The following is a 17,080-nucleotide window of genomic DNA, read 5'->3' as shown; positions in this document are numbered from 1 at the left end:
ACGGAGAGAGACAATGACCAAGCGCCGTATCGTAGTCACTGGCCTGGGTGCCGTGACTCCTGTCGGACACGATGTGGACACCACCTGGGCCAACCTGCTGGCCGGCAAGAGTGGCGTTAGCCCCATCACCCACTTCGACGCCAGCGAGTTTGCTGTGCGTTTCTCCGCCTCAGTCAAGGATTTTGATATCGAGGCCTATCTTTCCAAGAAAGATGCCCGCAAGATGGACCTGTTCATCCAGTATGGCATGGCCGCCTCCATTCAGGCGATGCGCGACAGCGGCATCGAGGTCACCGAGGAGAACGCCCACCGCATTGGCGCCGCCATCGGTGCCGGCATGGGGGGCTTGCAACTGATCGAGGCTAACCACGACCAGCTGCGCAAGTCCGGTCCGCGCCGGATCTCCCCCTTCTTCGTGCCCTCCACCATCATCAACATGATCGCCGGTCACCTGTCGATCATGTATGGCTTTACCGGCCCCAACATCGCCATCACCACCGCCTGTACCACCGGAGTGCACAACATCGGCCATGCGGCGCGGATGATCGCCTACGGTGATGCAGACGTGATGGTCGCCGGTGGCGCAGAGATGGCCACCACCGAGCTGGGTGTGGGTGGCTTCGCCGCCGCCAAGGCGCTCTCCACCCGCAACGACGATCCCACCAAGGCCAGCCGCCCCTGGGACAAGGACCGTGACGGCTTCGTCATCGGTGACGGCGCCGGTGTCATCGTGCTGGAGGAGTATGAGCACGCCAAGGCCCGTGGCGCCAAGATCTACGCCGAGCTGGTCGGTTTCGGCATGAGTGGTGACGCCCACCACATGACCTCGCCGCCTGAGGATGGTCGAGGTGGCGCCGCCGCCATGCGCAACGCCCTCAACGATGCCGGCGTGGCCCCCGAACTGGTGGGTTACATCAATGCCCACGGCACCTCCACGCCCGCCGGCGACATCGCCGAGGTCAATGGGGTGAAGTCGCTGTTTGGTGATCACGCCTACAAGCTGATGATGGGCTCCACCAAGTCGATGACCGGCCACCTGCTGGGTGCGGCGGGCTCTGCCGAGGCGATCTTCACCATCCTGGCGCTGCGAGATCAGAAGGTGCCGCCCACCATCAACCTGGACAACCCCGATGAGGGGTGTGACCTGGACTTCGTGGGGCCGGTGGCCCGCGAGGCGGAGCTGGAGTATGCCCTGTGCAACTCCTTTGGCTTCGGCGGCACCAACGGCTCTCTGTTGTTTAAGAAAGCCTGAGCCAGTCATTCAGAGTGAAAAACGGCGCCAATGGGCGCCGTTTTTGTTTGGCTGCATCGGTGGTCGACGGCGCGGGTTGGGGAGCTCTACGTTGAGGGCGTCGGGTCCCGGTGACTCGGCGGCCGACGGGCAGGCGATCAGCTCTGATGCGCCGGGCGTCGGCCAGCCTCCAGGGTCATCTGATTCAGCAGCCAGAGGCCGGCCTCATGGAATCGGTGGCCATTGGGCCACAGCAGGGTGGCCCGCCACTCAAACTTGGAGATGCGGTCGAAGTCGAACTGAATCCTGATCAACCTGCCGAGCGCCATATCCTGGCGAATGACAAAGTCGGGAAGGCAGGAGATGCCGATGCCTTCGCGACAGAAACTCAGCAGGGTGTTGAGATCTTCCACCTGCCACACCTGAAGCATATCGGCCATCTTGCGCATCGACGGCTCTGGCAGGTTGGTGGGCAACAGCAGCCTGGAGCGGCTCAGGTTGGTGTAGGTCAGCGGGGCGCCCAGGGCGTCCGCCAACCGGGGTGAGGCCACCCAGTGGCTGGCGATGGGAAAGGCGTCCACCCCGGTGTAGTCCACCAGGTCTGCCTTGGGGAACAGCCCCAGCACGGCGTCCAGTCGTCCATCACCCAGCTGTCGCAGAAGAGACTGGCTGTTCTGCTGAACCAGGTAGAGTTCGACTTGGGGAAATTGCCTGGAGAAGTCGGACAGGGTGGCGATCAGCCCCGGGGTGCCGACCAGGGGATCGATGCCGATCCTCAGCCTGGGCTCGGCGACCCCCTCCAGTGACCGGGCCTGTTCGGAGAAGTGCTCCACCTGCGAGAGCATCATCCGGGCATCCTTGAGCAGCCGCTGTCCCTTGTCGGTCAGCTTGGGGTATTTGCCCTGGCGGCAGAACAGGTGGAAACCCAAATCGATCTCCAGGTTCTGCACCTGCTGGCTGATGGCGGCCTGGGTCTTGTTCAATTGCCTGCCGGCGGCGGTAAAGGAGCCCTCATCCGCGGCGGCCACGAAGGCACGTACTGCTTCCAGTTGCAGTTTCATAAAATTCGTCCTGAATTAACTGTGCTGCTGTTCCAAGCAGCGTTCGAAGTGCCGATGCATCGGCGCAGATCATTGTTTGTCTTTTACCCATCGAGATCAATGCCGAGCATCATTCGGCGCGGCATTTTTCCTCTTTTGTCATTGGCAAATGTCCCCCTTTTTCCAGTTTTAATAGGTGACTCATAGAACTACATTGCCTTGTTGCCAGGTCTCGGCAGGTGTCATGGCGTTGGCTCGACGACAACGGAAAAGGGGAGGGGCGATGCAGGGGGCGGTTCTCATGCTCCTCGGCTTGGCCGGTTTCCGGGAGCGACCCACGGAGCCCTGCCGGCAGCCACTGCCGGTCGCGGCGGGGTATCCGGCGCCTGCGCAAAAGGCCTTTCTCCCGCCTGCTCAGGCCATTGAGTGGAGGCCTCGAGCGACCCTGCCCTGGTCGGGGGCTCGCAATCCTGTCGCAACTGGCACACAATGAAGCCACTTTTGGTTGTACAGAGGGAAGACAATGGCCAAGGTTGCCTTTATTGGATTGGGAGTCATGGGGTACCCCATGGCGGGTCATCTGCAACGGGCGGGACACGATGTCACCGTTTATAACCGCACCACCGCCAAGGCCCAGCGTTGGCAGGAGCAGTATGGGGGCAGCTATACCCTGACCCCCAGGGATGCCGCCCAGGGGTGCGAGTTGGTGTTTGTCTGCGTCGGCAATGATGACGATCTGCGTCAGGTGGTGGCCGCCAAACAGGGGGCCCTGATGGGCATGGAAGCCGGTTCGCTGCTGGTGGACCACACCACGGCCTCCGCCGATGTCGCCCGGGAGCTGGCCGAGGTGGCTGCCGAGCGTGGCGTGGCCTTTATCGATGCCCCGGTCTCCGGCGGCCAGGCCGGCGCCGAAAACGGGGCGCTGACGGTGATGGCCGGTGGCGAGCCCGAACAGTTTGAGCGGGTGCGTCCGGTCCTGGAGGCCTACGCCAAGTGCGCCGAGCTGATGGGGCCGGCAGGCAGTGGTCAGCTGTGCAAGATGGTCAACCAGATCTGCATTGCCGGCGTGGTCCAGGGGTTGGCCGAGGGGATGCACTTCGCCCAGAAGGCCGGCCTGGATGGTGACCGGGTACTGGGGGTGATCGGCAAGGGGGCGGCCCAGTCCTGGCAGATGGACAACCGTGGCCACACCATGCTCAGGGATGAGTATGAGTTCGGTTTTGCGGTGGACTGGATGCGCAAGGATCTGGGCATTACCCTGGATGAGGCCAGGCGCAATGGCGCCCAACTGCCGCTGACCGCCCTGGTGGACCAGTTCTACGCCGAGGTGCAGCGCCTGGGGGGCAGTCGCATGGACACCTCGTCGTTGAAGCTGCGCCTGCCCAAGTAGGGTGAAGGGGCTGAGCGTTTGCCCCGTTCGGGCAAAAAGATGAGCGCCTAGGCGCTCATCCTCCATCCGGGCTGGAGCTTCAGCCCGCGGTTGAAGACCAGGCGGCGCCGGGCCGCCTGCATCTTCTTGATCTTCTTGTTAAGCTTGCGCTTTGAAAACTTCAAGTGGCACCTGACTGACGGTGGCCAGGGCATCGCTGGCACTGTGAACAAAGCTGATCTGACCCCGGTCGCTCTCCACCAGCACGGCGCGGCGGATGCTGTCGAAGGGCAGTCCCATTCGGGCCATGCCGTTGAGGGCGATCTGCATCGCCGGCAGGCTGGGGTTGAAGGCGGCGTTCTCGGCGTAACGGCCAACGAACACCCGTCCGCTGTCGGTCTCCAGGGCGATGGCCGCCGGGGTCTTGGAGTAGGGGGCGTAGGAGGCGTTGGCTTCGCGCAGGGCGCGTTGCACCAGCGGATCGTCGTTCTCCAGCACCATCTCGTGATCGTTGCCATCGAGCAGGCCGTCCTCCATACCCAGATCCTTGGGCCCGAAGGCGTAGGGCAGGTAGTGGGTCAGTGGCTGAGGTGGCTGCTGCGGCAGGCGGATGGTCAGTCCTTCGTTGTTGTTCAGCTCGGTCATGAACTGGCGACAGTGGCCACAGGGAGAGTAGTTGACGGTGATCCCCACCAGCTTGGGTTCGCCGGCCAGCCAGGCATGGCTGATGGCGGACTGCTCGGCATGAACCGAGTGGAACAGCGCCTCTCCCACCAGCTCCATGTTGGCACCCATGTAGGCGTCGCCGGAGGCACCATGGGCAATGGCGCCAACGAAGAAGTTGGAGATGGGGGCATAGGAGAGTGTGGCGGCGATGGGCAGCAGAGCCAGGTAGAGCTCGGACCCCTCTAGGCCGGATTTCTCACTGAGTTGCTTCAGCTGTTCGGCGGAGAGGTGACCGGCAAAATGCTCGGTCAGCATGGGCGCGACGGCCTCCGCCAGGGCATCAGGCATCTGAGTCAACGCGTCTGCGAAACGGGTACTCATCCTCAATCCTCAAATTATGAAAATGGGTTACAGTTTAGGCGCTTGTGGATCATTTCGATGTGATGGGGATCACGCCCACCTCCAAATATAGGGGAAGTGGGCAACATTTCTTTAATTTACAACGATTGAAGATGATGATAGAGCGCTTTCAGCAACGCCATCTTGGTCTCATCCTGTTGATGAGCCTCGACTAACTGCTCCAGGCGCATCACATACTCCGGGTCGTTGATCCGCTCTTGGCAATGATCCTGCCAGCGTTTGAGCTCCGACTCCGACAGGGTTTGTGGGTAGTTGCGTGCCCGGTAGCGGAAGAACAGCGGCGACAGCCGCGGATCGGCAAACTGCGGGTGGAGGGCGGCCAGGTGCTCGGGCGCAGTGGTGCGCACCAGCTCCATCTGGCTGCGGTCGGCATCGGAGAAGAAGCCGCCATAGAGCTGCTGGTCGACGTCTCTGCTCTCTTCCGTGGACCACTCCTCGCTGTAGAGGGCGGTGAGCTTCTCCCGCACCTGCTGGTGATGGCGGCGAAGCAGGGTGTAGTTATCCCGGCAGCGCTGCTTATTCAGCCCCAGCCTGTCTGCCTGGGGATCCTCCAGGGTGGCCGCCGGTGCGATGAACGGACTCTTGTTGAAGTGCAGCAGCTTGACGGGGACCCGTCGCTCCCCCTCCTTCAACTCCCGTGACGGGGTGTAGAGTCGCTCCTTGAGTTGTTCGACACTCCATTCAATCAGCGGGCTGACATCCTGGTGCAGATCCACCACCACCACGGCGTTGCGGTTCTCCGGGTGCCAGGCCATCGGCATCACCAGGGTGGCGCAGCCCTGGCTGGCGGGGAAGCGGGAGGAGACATGCAGCAGCGGTTTCATCGCCAGTACGTCCACCAGCTTGGAGACCGCCTGTTTGCGCCGCAGGCCGAAGAACCAGTCGTACAGTTTGGGCTGGGTCTGCTTGACCAGCCTGGCCAGGGCGATAGTGGCGCGCACATCAGACAGCGCGTCGTGGGCGTGCCCATGATCCAGTCCGTTGGCGGCGGTCAGGTGTTCCAGCTTGAAGCTGGGGTTGCCGTCGTCCCGCCGCGGCCACTCTATGCCTTCGGGCCGCAGGGCGTAGCAGGCCCGAACCAAATCGATGATGTCCCAGCGGCTGTTGCCGTTCTGCCACTCCCGGGCGTAGGGGTCGAAGAAGTTGCGGTAGAGGGTGTAACGGGTGACTTCATCGTCGAAGCGGATGGAGTTGTAGCCGACGGTACAGGTACCGGGTCTGGCCATCTCCGCCTCCACCTTGGCGATAAACTGCGCCTCCACCTCGCCCAGACGGTTGGCTCGCTGCGGGGTGATGCCGGTGACAAACATCGCCTCCGGGGAGGGTAGGTAGTCCGCCGGCAGCTTGCAGAACAGCTCCACCGGCTCGCCGATGGGATTGAGATCCAGGTCGGTGCGGATGGCGGCGAACTGCGCCGGACGATCGGTGGCGGGGTTGGCCCCCCAGGTTTCATAGTCGTGCCACAGCAGGCTTGGGCCGTCGGTCATCGAAACTCGGTCTTTTACAGGAATTTGGGCTGAGTATACACCAGAGAGCCGCCGGCGACAGCGCCGGGCGCAGACCCGGCGCGGCGGGGGCGGCTTATCGGCGCGGGCCTGGAGCGGTCATCCGGGGCCCGTTGAGGGCCCGCCTCACTGCCAGGAACTGCCGCCACATGGCCCTCCGCAACGGGCGGCGCCGAGCCGCTTCCGGCTTGGCGTAGCGCAGGCGATAGAACAGCCGTTGCAACCGGCGTGCCGCCGGACCGGCGGCCGGGCGGCTGCGTTCGGTGAGCGCCACCAGCCGGGAGACCGACGGGGCAGGGCCGGGAGGGTGGCCGAGGCGGGTCAGCCGTGTCGCCAGCCATTGCCAGAGCAGCAGTTCAGGCAGCGGCAGCCGCGGCCGGGGCAGCATCCTGGCCAGCCTCAGGTGGAGCAGCAGCAGGGTGGTCACCAGGAGGGTCGCGAGCAGCAGCAGGCTAAGGGGGGAGCGCTGGCCGAGCAGACGGCGGAGCCACTGCTGTTGCCCGAGTCGATCGAAGCCGCTGACCTGCTGATGCCACAGGGCATTGAGGTGGTCGGTCAGCTCGCCCAGCTTGCGCACCGCTGCCCCCTCCCCGAGCCAGTCGCCGAGGCCCAACCAACTGGCCACCCGCTGTTCGCCGACCATCTGGACCCGCTCCGGGGCCACCATGGCGGTGGGGTCGCTGCGAACCCAACCCTGGGTCGGCTGCCAATACTCCACCCAGGCGTGGGCGTTGAGCTGGCGCACCTGGAGACGGTTGCTCTCTCCCAGCCAGCGCCCCCCCTGGTAGCCGCTGACCAGCCTGGCGGGGATCCCGGCGGCCCTGAGCAGGAACACCATGGCGCTGGCGTAGTGGCCGCAGAACCCGGCCCTGGTGTCAAACAGGAACCCGTCCACTTCATCCGCCCCGGTGTCCGGCGGGGCCAGGGTGTAGCGAAACGGCTGCTCCCTGAACCGCCGCAGAATCTGCCGGGCAATCTCCCCGGCCCCTTTGCCCGCCAGGCGCTGCCCCAGCTTCCGTGCCCTGGGGTTGCCCGAGGGCAGTTGCAGCGCCGGGGTCAGGGCCCGGGGTAAACTCGGGGGGGCGGCCGGTTGCCAGAAGAGGGTGATCTCGCCGGCGTGGTGACTCTGCCACAGTCCGTCCTCCAGGGGGTGCACCCCCTGGGTCAGGGCCTGGCTGACCGCCAGGGTCGGCAGATGTCCGCCAGATGGCCAGTGGCTGATTCGGTAGGTCTGTCCCGGTCCCGATCCCGCCGGCAGGGCGGCGGCCACCGGCAGCGAGCGGGCGCCGTACCAGGTGCGGCCGTCGTAGAGGTTGTGCACCCACACCCTGAAATAGAGTCGTTCCTGGGGGGGACGGGTGTCGAAACTGGCGTTGAAGGCCATCTCCGTGGATTGGGTCAGCCGGGCTATGTCCCCCAGGGCCAGGCGGTCGCTAAGGCCGGTATGCGCCCCGGGGCGTGCGCCCTGGGACCAGAGGGGGTCGATCCGGGGCACCAGCAGGTAGAGCAGCAGGGCCAGCGGCAGGCTGAACAGCGCCAGGCGCAGGGTGGCGCCCAGGTTGGCGCGGGCACTGGCACTGCTGTGCAGGCTGAGCAGCACGGTGATGTTGAGGGTCACCAGGGCCAGGGCGGAGGCCAGCTTCAGGGGAGACTGCGCCGGGATCAGGCTCAGGGAGATCAGGAAGAATCCCACCAGGGTCAGGATCAGGATGTCCCGCCGGTGGCGGACCTCCAGTGACTTAAGGCTGTAGGCCAGGGCGATCATCACCGACAGGGTGATGGCTATCCCCTGGCGCAGATAGAGGGGCACCAGGCTGAGCAGAACCAGCAGCGACAGGAGAAACAGCAGCGGCGGCGGGGGTGGGGGAAGCTTGCCGAGGAAGATCGCCAGACGCCACGCCAGGGCCAGGTTGGCGATGGCCAACGCCCAGTCGGGCAGAACGCCAATCAGGTGCACCACCATCATCTGTTGGGTGAGCAGCAGCCAGCCCAGGGTCTGCCGCAGTCCGTGGTGGGGTGAGTCAGTGAGCATGGGGGACTCCGGCCAGCCGGTCCAGCACTCGCGACAGCTGCTCCGCAGCCAGGCTGGGGGGGATCGCCGGCTTCGAGCCTCTCAGGCCGAAGGGGATCCCCGCCTGCTGGCAGTGCAGGGCGGCAGCGGCCAGCAGGCTCAGGTGCCGCTCCAACTGGGGGTGGCCCGGGTCCAGCTCGAGCCAGCATGCCTCCTGGCTTTGTTCGCTGAACTGCTTGAGCATCTTTCCCCGCTGGCGGGCCAGCTGCTTCCAGTCGACGCGGGAGAGGCTGTGTCCCGGCTGCCAGGGGCTCAGTCCCTCCAGCTCCTGCCATTGGGCGGCGCCGGCGGGCAGGGCTGGGGCCGGTTGGCCGGCGCTCTGCTCCGCCTCGGGTGCGGGCCAGACCCAGCAGGCCACCTCGGGGTGAATATGGGCCCAGACCCGGCACAGCCCCAGGGGGTAGCGGCTGCTGATCCGCACCCGGCCCGGTTGCAGCCGGCCCCGTCGGGTACCGAGGCGATTGAGCTCCAGCCTCCTGCCGGGGCTGCTCAGCAGCGACAACCGCTGCCCCGTCCCCTGTTCCAGGGTGAGGGAGAGGGCATGGCGATGGCGGTCGCTGCTCAGCTCCACCGGGAACCCCACCTGCTGACCGGCGAAATCGGCCCGTCCCGGTGCGAACCTCAGGGTGAGCCCGGACAGGTTGCGGAAGCAGAGCAGCAGGCAGGAGCTGAACAGGCTGAACATCAGCAAGGCGAGCATCAGAACCAGGTTATTCTGGTAGTTGGAGCCAAATACGAACAGCACCCCGGCGAGCCCCAAGTAGAATACGCCGAACCCGGAGGGCAGGATCAGGATGTCATTGTGCTCCAGCCGGACAGAGGGGGCCGCTTTGAGTAGAGGGGGCTGCCAGAACCTGGGGATCGTCATCGTATGGGGTTGACCCTGTCCAGCAGCCGCTGGGCGCCGGAGACCCCGCGGGCGCCGGCGGCCAGGCGGTGACCGCTGACGGCGGCAAACACCGCCTGGACATCGTCGGGCACGGCGAAGTGGCGCCCCTCCATCAGGGCCCAGGCCCGGGCCGCAGCCAACAGGGCCCGGCTGCACCTGGGCGATAGGGGCAACAGGCCGTCGCCGTTGCTGCGGCTGTGGCTGACCAGCTCCAGCAGGTAGTCCAGCACCGGTTCGGTCACGGTCACCCGGTCGGCTGCCCGCTGCATCTGGCTCAGCTCGTCGGCGGTGATCAGGGCCGGCAACTCCCGAACCCGGTCGGCCAGGTGGTCGCCCCTGAGCAGCAGCTTCTCCGAGTCGACGCTGGGGAATCCCAGGCTCAGCCGCATCATAAAGCGATCCAGCTGCGACTCCGGCAGGGGGAAGGTGCCGGACTGCTCCTGGGGGTTTTGGGTGGCGATCACGAAGAAGGGGTCGGGCAGGGTGCGGGTGACCCCGTCGCAGCTGATCTGGCGTTCGGCCATCGCCTCCAGCAGGGCACTCTGGGTCTTGGGGCTGGCGCGATTCACCTCGTCCGCCAGCACCACCTGGCTGAACAGCGGGCCTGGATGGAAGCGGAACTCCTGGGATTCGGGCGAGAAGATGGTAAAGCCGGTCAGATCGGCGGGCAGCATGTCTGCGGTGAACTGAACCCGGCGGTGACTCAGCCCCAGGGTGGTGGCCAGGGCCTGGGACAGGGTGGTCTTGCCCATTCCGGGGAGATCTTCGATCAGCAGGTGGCCTCGGGCGACGAGGCAGGCCAGGGCCAGACGGATCTCGGTGGGCTTATCCAGCACCACCTGCTGAAGCTGCCCCAGCACCGGCTCCAGGTTGTGCACCATCTCGCGCTCCTTGAGGTTGCCACAGTTTCAAGGATAGTCGAGGCCACGGTTGGCCGTGGCGGTGGCTTGGGCTCAATAGCGGCGCGTCAGTTCCTCCTCGGACAGCAGCGTCGAGGGGGTGCCGAGAAGATCGTTATAGATCAACTGGTAGCTCAGTACCGCCTTGACGTAGTCCCGGGTCTCCCTGAAGGGAATAGTCTCCACCCACTGTTCCGGGGAGAGGCCGCCGTCGGAGCGCTTCAGCCAGCGGCTGACCCGGTGGGGGCCGGCGTTGTAGGCGGCGGTGGCCAGGATGCGGTTGCCCTGGTAACGCTCCAGCAGCTGGTTGATGTAGGCGCTGCCCAGGCGGATGTTGTAGCCGGGTTCGTACAGCTGGCTGCGTCCGGTGTAGTCGGCGCCGATCCGCCGGGCGGTCTCCTTGGCGGTGGCGGGAAGCAGCTGCATCAGCCCGTAGGCGTTGGCCCCGGAGCGGGCCCTGGGGTAGAGGGCGCTCTCCCGACGGGCGATCGCCCGCAGCAGGGCAGGGTCGAGTTGCCAGCGTTTGCCCTGGGTGTTGAACTCGTCGCTGTAGGCGGCGGGGAAGCGCCAGGGGATGGCGTCCCAGCTCCTGGTGGCGATGGTGCCCTGGACGGTGAGGAAGTGCCAGTGACGGGCATTGGCCAGGGCGGTGAGGGCGTGCTGCTCCTCCCGGTTGAGCCTGAGCAGTTGCCAGCGCCACTCTTCGCGGGCGTCACTCAGACGCTCCAGGGCCATCAGTTCGGTGATGCGGGCCAGGGCCGGCAGCCGGCCCACCCGTCGGCGGGTTTCGGCTGCGGGCGAGGGCAGGGCGCTGTTGAGCCGGTAGGGCTGTCCCAGGCGCTGAGCCACCAGGAAGCCGTAGTAGCTGCGTTCGCCGGCCAGTTCGCGGTAGGCGGCCATCGCCTCCTGTTCGAGGCCCAACTCCTCCAGCGCCCGGGCCCGCCAGTAACGCCAGTCGTCCGCTTCCACCTCCTGGATGCGGGAGAGCCACAGGTTGATCTGCGCCCAGTCGCTGTTACCGATCAACTGACGGGTTCGCTGGATGATCAGGTCGTCCTCTGGGTACTGTTCCATCAGCGCAGCCAGCGCCGGGGTCCAGAGGTTGTCCGCCAGGGCGCGGCGGAGGAGGTTCCGGCGTACCTCGGCCTCCTGTTCGCCCAGTTGCCCCTGCCACCTGTGGTATTGCTTGAGGGCGTAGCCGGGGTCCTGACGGGCCAGACGCCGAAGGGCCAGCGCCGCCATCTGCGGCGCCTGCTGAGGGTGGCGCTTGATGACGCCCTGGCTGCGCACCTCTCTGGGGGCGCGGTAGAGGCGAACCAGCCGCTCCCCTCGGCGCTTCCACTCCCCCTTGAGCAGGGTGTTCAGATAGGCCAGGCGCTGCCCCTGGCCGGCGTCGAAGGTCAGCAGCATGCGTTGCCAGATCAGGTCGTTGCTCCGTCTTCCCGCTTTGCGCCAGGCGGTCAGCAGAGGGGTGCACGCTTCCGGCAGGCTCCTCGGGGTCAGCCACAGCCGGTCGGTGCCGGCCCAGGCCAGATCGGTGTTGCCCAGGGCCAGTTGGGCCCGGTAGTAGTAGCACCTGAGATCGGTGTTACGGGGAGGCTGCGGACTGATGTCCACGAAGCTTTGCCATCGCTTCCTCTTGCCCGCCTGCATCAGGAAACGGTGCTTAAAACTGTCGTAGAGAGGGGTATCGCTGAGCGAGGTGAGGATCTCCACCGCCTGCTGGGTGGTCAGCCGGTCGATCTGGGTGGTGCGGTACTCGAACTCCAGGTAGGGGGTCAGGGGGTAGCCCTTGAGCCGTTTCCGCAGCAGGTGATACTGGGCCTGGTCGCCGGACTCAATGGCATCCATCGCCTGTTCAAACGCCAGCCTCTGGCCGCTCTGAGCCCAGGCTTGGGCGCCAATCAGAGTCACAATCAGTATCAGCGAGCGGGCGCTCCAACCCATCTTTCGTCCCTCCAGTATCGCATAGGACGGAGGGCGGATCAGCGACCCGCCGTCTCATCCAGTGTCGGGTTCAGCGCCTCCTCCAGCAGCACCGCCTGGGGCTGCTTGCTGGTGGTGGCACCAAGCTGTTTCATCTGCTCCGCCTGTCGCAGCAGGTTGCCCCGACCGGTGGAGAACTTGTTCACCGCCCTCTCGTAGCTCCCCTGGGCGGTCTCCAGGGCGCGGCCCACTTTGAGCAGGTCGTCGGAGAAGCCCACCAGCTTGTCGTAGATCTTCCCCGCCTGGGCGGCGATCTCCTGGGCGTTGCGGCTCTGGTGCTCAAATCGCCACAGGTTGTTGATGGTGCGCAGGGCCACCATCAGGTTAGTGGGGCTGGTGAGCAGAATGTTCCGCTCCAGGGCAAAATTCACCAGATCCGGGTCCGCTTCGATGGCGCAGATAAAGGCGGGCTCCACCGGGATAAACATCAGCACATAGTCTAGGGTGCGGATTCCCTGAAGCTTGTGATAGTCCTTCTCCGCCAGACCCTTGATGTGGCCACGGATGCTGGCAAGGTGTTCACGCATCCCCTGGTCCCGGTCAGCCGGATCCTCGGCATTGAAGAAACGCTCATAACCGACCAGGGAGACCTTGGAGTCGATCACCACATCCTTGTCGTCGGGCAGGTGGACCACTACGTCCGGCTGATAGCGTTTGCCATCCTCCTGCTTGAGGGCGGCCTGGGTGTCGTATTCGTGCCCCTGCCGAAGGCCGCTTTGACTGAGCAGACGGGCCAGCACCACCTCGCCCCAGTTGCCCATCGCCTTGTTGTCCCCCTTCAGGGCCCGGGTCAGGTTGAGGGCGTCTTCGCTCATCCTCAGGTTGAGGGCCTTGAGATCCTCCAACTGGTGTTTCAGGGCAAAGCGCTCCCGGGTTTCGCTGGTGTAGCTCTCTTGAACCTGCTTGCGAAATCCGTCCAGCTGCTGCTGCAGCGGGGTGAGCACGGCCCCCAGCTGGCTCTGGTTGGCTTCGCTCAGGCGCCTGCTCTGGCTGTCGAAGATGCGGTTGGCCAGGTTTTCAAACTCCAGGCTCAGGCGCTTTTCGCTCTGCTGGGCCTGCTGCAGCTGCTGGCGGACGCCCTCTTCGCGGGCGCGGCTCTGGGCCAGGGCGCCATGGAGCTCATTGAGGCTGCGATCCCGTCGCGCCAGTTGCTCCTCCAGCTTGTCAATCTGCTCTCTCTGGTTGGCGGCGGTCACCTCCAGGGCGGTGGCATCCTGTTCGGCACGGCGTCGAGGCGCGCCCTGCAGTACCCAGCCCAGTATCAGGGAAAGCAGGGCGGTCAGGGCCAGAAGGCCGAGATTAAGGGGGTCAAGGGTCATGTCAGTCAGCATCTCTAGGGGAATTAGGACTAGGGTGGCACCCAGTTGTGGCGCTATCAAGGGGGAGGGACTCAAGCGGTGTAAAAGCCGCCGGTTGATGATTTTTCTGCCGAAACCGTTCAGTCGGATGAAATGAAACCGCCCTTGCCGGGGTCTTAACAGGTAACGGACAGGCCAGAGGAATGGAATGGATGAGGTATCTAGCCCGAAAAGCGTGGGATAAGCACAGAGCGAGTGAGGTCACCCCGGAGGAGGTGTTCAGGGCACGGCGGCAGATTGCCAAGGCCCTGGGTCTGGGGGCGATCAGCGCCAGTCTGCCCCTGAATGTGCAGGCCGGTCTGCTGGATTGGCTGACGCCGGATCGGGACACGGTCGAGTTGGCGCCCCGCCGTGATCTCGCTTTCGACGTCAGCCGCAACTACGGCATCGGCGACGAGCTGACTCCAGAGGAGAAGATCCTCACCCACAATAACTTCTACGAGTTCGGCACCAGCAAGACCGATCCGGTCAAAAACGCTCAGGGACTGAAGACCGCCCCCTGGACTCTGACCATTGACGGGGAGGTGAATCACCCGCTGACCCTGGATGTGGATGAGCTGATCAACGCCATGCCGCTGGAGGAGCGGGTCTACCGCCTGCGCTGCGTGGAAGCCTGGTCGATGGTCATTCCCTGGTTGGGCTTTCCCCTGGCTGAGCTGGTCAAACGAGCCGATCCCAACAGCCGGGCCAGGTACGTGGCGTTCGAGACCCTATACGATCCCAAACAGATGCCGGGTCAGGCGTCGCGGTTTGTCGGTGGCGGCATCGATTACCCCTATGTGGAGGGGCTGCGGATGGACGAGGCGATGAACCCTCTGACCCTGGTCTCGGTGGGACTCTACGGCCGAACCCTGCCGCCGCAAAACGGTGCCCCCATCCGGCTGGTGGTGCCCTGGAAATATGGTTTCAAGAGCATCAAGTCCATAGTGCGCATCAAGCTGGTGGAGAGGATGCCGCCGACCACCTGGAACCTTCTGGCCAGCCATGAGTACGGCTTCTACGCCAATGTCAACCCCGGGGTGGACCATCCCCGCTGGTCCCAGGCCAGCGAACGGCGCATCGGTGCCGGAGGCCTGCTCTCGGCCAAGCGGATCCCCACCGAGATGTTCAATGGCTACGGAGAGTTGGTGGCCCAGATGTACACCGATCTGGATCTGAGGCGCTGGTATTGATGAGACTGACCCAAGGCCGGATTCTGGCCCTTAAGACACTGTTGCATCTCGGTTTCATCCTGCCGCTGGCCTACCTGTGGCTGTCGGTGCAGAGCGGCGCCGCCGGCGGCGACCCGGTGCAATACGTGATCCACTTCCTCGGCATGGGGGCGCTCCACGGCCTGATGCTCAGCCTGCTGGTGTCGCCCCTGGCCAAGGGGCTGCAGATGGGAGGGCTGATGCGGGTGCGCCGGCTCATCGGCCTGTGGGCCTTTGTCTACGCCCTGCTGCATGTGGCGGCCTTTCTGGGGCTGGACCTGCTGGGGGACGTGGCCCTACTTCTGGGGGAGATCGTCAAGCGCCCCTACATCCTGGTGGGGATGGCGACCCTGCTGATCCTGTCCGCCATGGCGGCGACCTCCCCCGGCGCCATGCAGCGCCGCCTGGGGCGTCGCTGGCAGCAACTGCATGACTGGGTGTACCTGGCAGCGGTGCTGGCACCGGTGCACTTCTGGTGGTCGGTCAAATCCGGCTGGTATGAGCCGGCGCTCTATCTGTCATTGTGCCTGGGATTGCTGGCCTGGCGCCGCAAGCGAATTGTGTTTTACCAACAAATTGTTACCAGCTTTAACCGCGGCTTAAACCGGGGCTGACAGCGGCCCCGCTTTTCTGGTTTACTTGCCTCAACCCAAACCATCAGGGAAGTGAACCATGAAAACCCAAGTTGCCGCCCTGGCACTGCTGGCCTCACTGGGGCTGGCAGGCTGCCAGAGCCACTCCTCCGCCGAGTTGACCCCGCCCCCCTGTCTGGCCCAGTGCCAGGCTCAAAAGTTTGCTGTCGTCAGTCAGTCTTTCGTGGAGGACCTGTGGCGTCATGCCCCTACCTGGGCCCTTTACTCCGGCTTCTATGACTATGCCGACCAGTTGGTGATTCCCGATGGTGACAGCCGCAGCCGGGACGCCAAGTTTGTGGCCAGGTGGCGGTCGCGGCTGGCGCCTTTCCAGCAGGTGGAGATGACCGCCGCCGCCCGCATCGATCTGGCGCTGATCACCAATGTGCTGGACAAGATGGAGTGGGAAAACACCAGATTCAAATCCTGGCAGTGGAACCCGGCCAACTACAACGTGGCCGGCCCCTTTGCCCGGCTGATGAACGAGCCCTACGCGCCTCTGGAAACCCGTCTCAAGGCGGTGCTGGGGCGGATGGAGGGGGTGCCGGAGTATTATCGGGTCGCCCGGGAGAACATCGACAACCCCACCCTGGAGCACACCGAGCTGGCGCTGCTGCAGAATCGGGGGGCGCTGAGCGTCTTCTCCGATGCCATGCTGGACCAGGCGATGGGCTCTGGCCTGAGTGATGCCGACAAGATGCTGTTCCAGGAACGTTTCTATGTCACCAAGCAGGCAATTCAGAGCCACATCGGCTGGCTGGAGACCCTGGTGGCCCAGCTCAGGCAGGGGACGCCCCGCTCCTTCCGCATCGGCGAGACCCTGTACGAGGAGAAGTTTGCCCTGGATATCCAGGCGGGGATGACCGCCCGCCAGCTGTATGAGAAGGCGCTGGCGGACCGGGATCAGGCCCAGAAGCAGATGATCACCATCACCCAGCAGCTGTGGCCCAAGTATTTCCCCGGTCGAGGCATGCCGATGGACGATCTCGAGGCGGTGCGGGAGCTGGTGGATCATCTCTCCGCCCGCCATGTGAAGCGGCAGGAGTTTGTCTCCGAGGTGCGCAAGCAGATCCCCGAGCTGGTGCAGTTCGTCAACGAGACCCAACTGGTGACCCTGGATCCCACCAAGCCCCTGGTAGTGCGTGAAACCCCCGCCTATATGAGGGGGTTTGCCGGCGCGTCCATCTCCGCCCCCGGTCCCTACGACAAGCAAGCCAACACCTACTACAACGTGACACCCCTCGATGGCATGACCGACGAGCAGGCGGAGAGCTACCTGAGGGAGTACAACCACTGGATCTTGCAGATCCTCAATATCCACGAGGCGATCCCAGGTCACTACACTCAGCTGGTCTACTCCAACGAGTCACCCAGTCTGGTGAAGAGCCTGTTTGGCAACGGCGCCATGGTCGAGGGTTGGGCGGTGTACGCCGAGCGGGTGATGCTGGAGCAGGGCTACGGCGGATTCGAGCCCGAGCTGTGGTTGATGTACTGGAAGTGGAACCTGCGGGTGATTACCAACACCATCCTGGACTACGAGATCCAGGTGAAGGGAATCTCCCGTGAGCAGGCGCTGACCCACATGGTCGACGGTGCCTTCCAGCAGCAGGAGGAGGCAGAGCAGAAGTGGCGTCGGGCCACCCTCAGCCAGGTACAGCTGACCTCCTATTACGCCGGTTTCCGGGAGATCTATGATCTTAGGGAGGCGCAGAAGGCCAGGCTGGGGGCAGACTTTGACCTTCAGCGCTTCCATGAGACCTTCCTCAGTTACGGTTCGTCGCCGGTGAAATACATTCGCCAACTGATGCAGTAGCCGAACCGAGA

Annotated in this window: 13 protein-coding genes; 5 read left to right on the top strand and 8 right to left on the bottom strand. The window is 64.6% G+C overall.

What is annotated here, in order from left to right; all coding sequences use genetic code 11:
• The first annotated feature begins 13 nt into the window (after positions 1-13).
• Entirely contained in the window at positions 14-1,252 is a 1,239-nt protein-coding gene (gene fabF, locus FCL40_RS10150; RefSeq protein WP_136853185.1) for a beta-ketoacyl-ACP synthase II, read from the top strand.
• Positions 1,253-1,389: 137 nt separating this feature from the next.
• Here the strand turns inward: fabF and FCL40_RS10145 are convergent, their stop codons facing one another.
• Entirely contained in the window at positions 1,390-2,292 is a 903-nt protein-coding gene (locus tag FCL40_RS10145; protein WP_136853184.1) for a LysR family transcriptional regulator, read from the bottom strand.
• A gap of 502 nt (positions 2,293-2,794) precedes the next feature.
• Between FCL40_RS10145 and FCL40_RS10140 the strand changes: the two genes are divergently transcribed.
• The gene (locus FCL40_RS10140) at positions 2,795-3,661 is read left to right on the top strand and encodes an NAD(P)-dependent oxidoreductase (RefSeq protein ID WP_136853183.1); all 867 of its coding nucleotides are present in this window, start codon (positions 2,795-2,797) and stop codon (positions 3,659-3,661) included.
• A 138-nt stretch (positions 3,662-3,799) separates the two neighbouring features.
• Here FCL40_RS10140 and cdd read toward each other — a convergent pair whose 3' ends face one another.
• The 7 genes from cdd to rmuC form a co-directional block, all read right to left on the bottom strand.
• Positions 3,800-4,687, bottom strand: coding sequence for a cytidine deaminase (gene cdd / locus FCL40_RS10135; RefSeq protein ID WP_136853182.1), 888 nt, complete (start codon positions 4,685-4,687; stop codon positions 3,800-3,802).
• A gap of 116 nt (positions 4,688-4,803) precedes the next feature.
• Positions 4,804-6,213, bottom strand: a complete 1,410-nt coding sequence (gene sbcB, locus FCL40_RS10130) for an exodeoxyribonuclease I (protein ID WP_136853181.1) — start codon at positions 6,211-6,213, stop codon at positions 4,804-4,806.
• 94 nt (positions 6,214-6,307) lie between these two features.
• Complete coding sequence (locus FCL40_RS10125; protein WP_136853180.1) at positions 6,308-8,263, bottom strand: transglutaminase family protein; 1,956 nt, start codon at positions 8,261-8,263, stop codon at positions 6,308-6,310.
• Entirely contained in the window at positions 8,253-9,170 is a 918-nt protein-coding gene (locus tag FCL40_RS10120) for a DUF58 domain-containing protein (protein ID WP_136853179.1), read from the bottom strand. The genes FCL40_RS10125 and FCL40_RS10120 overlap by 11 nt, the downstream gene beginning before the upstream one ends.
• On the bottom strand, positions 9,167-10,072 hold the full coding sequence (locus tag FCL40_RS10115) for an AAA family ATPase (RefSeq protein WP_136853178.1): 906 nt from the start codon (positions 10,070-10,072) through the stop codon (positions 9,167-9,169). Before FCL40_RS10115 ends, FCL40_RS10120 begins: the two co-directional genes overlap by 4 nt.
• Positions 10,073-10,144: 72 nt before the next feature.
• A complete protein-coding gene (locus FCL40_RS10110) occupies positions 10,145-12,037 on the bottom strand; it encodes a transglycosylase SLT domain-containing protein (protein ID WP_136853177.1) in 1,893 nt (630 codons plus the stop codon).
• Between the two features lie 38 nt (positions 12,038-12,075).
• Positions 12,076-13,395 (bottom strand): DNA recombination protein RmuC, encoded by a 1,320-nt coding sequence (gene rmuC / locus FCL40_RS10105; RefSeq protein WP_229360309.1) that lies wholly within the window; start codon positions 13,393-13,395, stop codon positions 12,076-12,078.
• Positions 13,396-13,586: 191 nt separating this feature from the next.
• On the opposite strand from rmuC, the gene msrP reads away from it, so the two are divergent.
• Genes msrP through FCL40_RS10090 form a run of 3 tightly spaced genes read left to right on the top strand, consistent with a single transcriptional unit; the run spans position 13,587 to position 17,069 of the window.
• The gene (gene msrP / locus FCL40_RS10100) at positions 13,587-14,606 is read left to right on the top strand and encodes a protein-methionine-sulfoxide reductase catalytic subunit MsrP (protein ID WP_136853175.1); all 1,020 of its coding nucleotides are present in this window, start codon (positions 13,587-13,589) and stop codon (positions 14,604-14,606) included.
• The gene (msrQ, locus tag FCL40_RS10095) at positions 14,606-15,238 is read left to right on the top strand and encodes a protein-methionine-sulfoxide reductase heme-binding subunit MsrQ (protein WP_205729124.1); all 633 of its coding nucleotides are present in this window, start codon (positions 14,606-14,608) and stop codon (positions 15,236-15,238) included. Before msrP ends, msrQ begins: the two co-directional genes overlap by 1 nt.
• Before the next feature lie 58 nt (positions 15,239-15,296).
• Positions 15,297-17,069: a DUF885 domain-containing protein gene (locus tag FCL40_RS10090; protein WP_136853173.1), complete on the top strand. Its 1,773-nt coding sequence runs from the start codon at positions 15,297-15,299 to the stop codon at positions 17,067-17,069.
• Positions 17,070-17,080: the final 11 nt, after the last annotated feature.

It is taken from the genome of Ferrimonas sediminicola, from assembly GCF_005116715.1.
Classification (GTDB): domain Bacteria; phylum Pseudomonadota; class Gammaproteobacteria; order Enterobacterales; family Shewanellaceae; genus Ferrimonas; species Ferrimonas sediminicola.
Note: the sequence above shows the minus strand (reverse complement) of the source record. Positions and strands in the feature narration are given on the sequence as shown.

Bases quoted from the DNA above. Each gene is read 5' to 3' on its own strand.
- fabF (WP_136853185.1), top strand. From the start codon at position 14: ATGACCAAGCGCCGTATCGTAGTCACTGGCCTGGGTGCCGTGACTCCT.
- FCL40_RS10145 (WP_136853184.1), bottom strand. From the start codon at position 2,292: ATGAAACTGCAACTGGAAGCAGTACGTGCCTTCGTGGCCGCCGCGGAT.
- FCL40_RS10140 (WP_136853183.1), top strand. From the start codon at position 2,795: ATGGCCAAGGTTGCCTTTATTGGATTGGGAGTCATGGGGTACCCCATG.
- cdd (WP_136853182.1), bottom strand. From the start codon at position 4,687: ATGAGTACCCGTTTCGCAGACGCGTTGACTCAGATGCCTGATGCCCTG.
- sbcB (WP_136853181.1), bottom strand. From the start codon at position 6,213: ATGACCGACGGCCCAAGCCTGCTGTGGCACGACTATGAAACCTGGGGG.
- FCL40_RS10125 (WP_136853180.1), bottom strand. From the start codon at position 8,263: ATGCTCACTGACTCACCCCACCACGGACTGCGGCAGACCCTGGGCTGG.
- FCL40_RS10120 (WP_136853179.1), bottom strand. From the start codon at position 9,170: ATGACGATCCCCAGGTTCTGGCAGCCCCCTCTACTCAAAGCGGCCCCC.
- FCL40_RS10115 (WP_136853178.1), bottom strand. From the start codon at position 10,072: ATGGTGCACAACCTGGAGCCGGTGCTGGGGCAGCTTCAGCAGGTGGTG.
- FCL40_RS10110 (WP_136853177.1), bottom strand. From the start codon at position 12,037: ATGGGTTGGAGCGCCCGCTCGCTGATACTGATTGTGACTCTGATTGGC.
- rmuC (WP_229360309.1), bottom strand. From the start codon at position 13,395: ATGACCCTTGACCCCCTTAATCTCGGCCTTCTGGCCCTGACCGCCCTG.
- msrP (WP_136853175.1), top strand. From the start codon at position 13,587: ATGAGGTATCTAGCCCGAAAAGCGTGGGATAAGCACAGAGCGAGTGAG.
- msrQ (WP_205729124.1), top strand. From the start codon at position 14,606: ATGAGACTGACCCAAGGCCGGATTCTGGCCCTTAAGACACTGTTGCAT.
- FCL40_RS10090 (WP_136853173.1), top strand. From the start codon at position 15,297: ATGAAAACCCAAGTTGCCGCCCTGGCACTGCTGGCCTCACTGGGGCTG.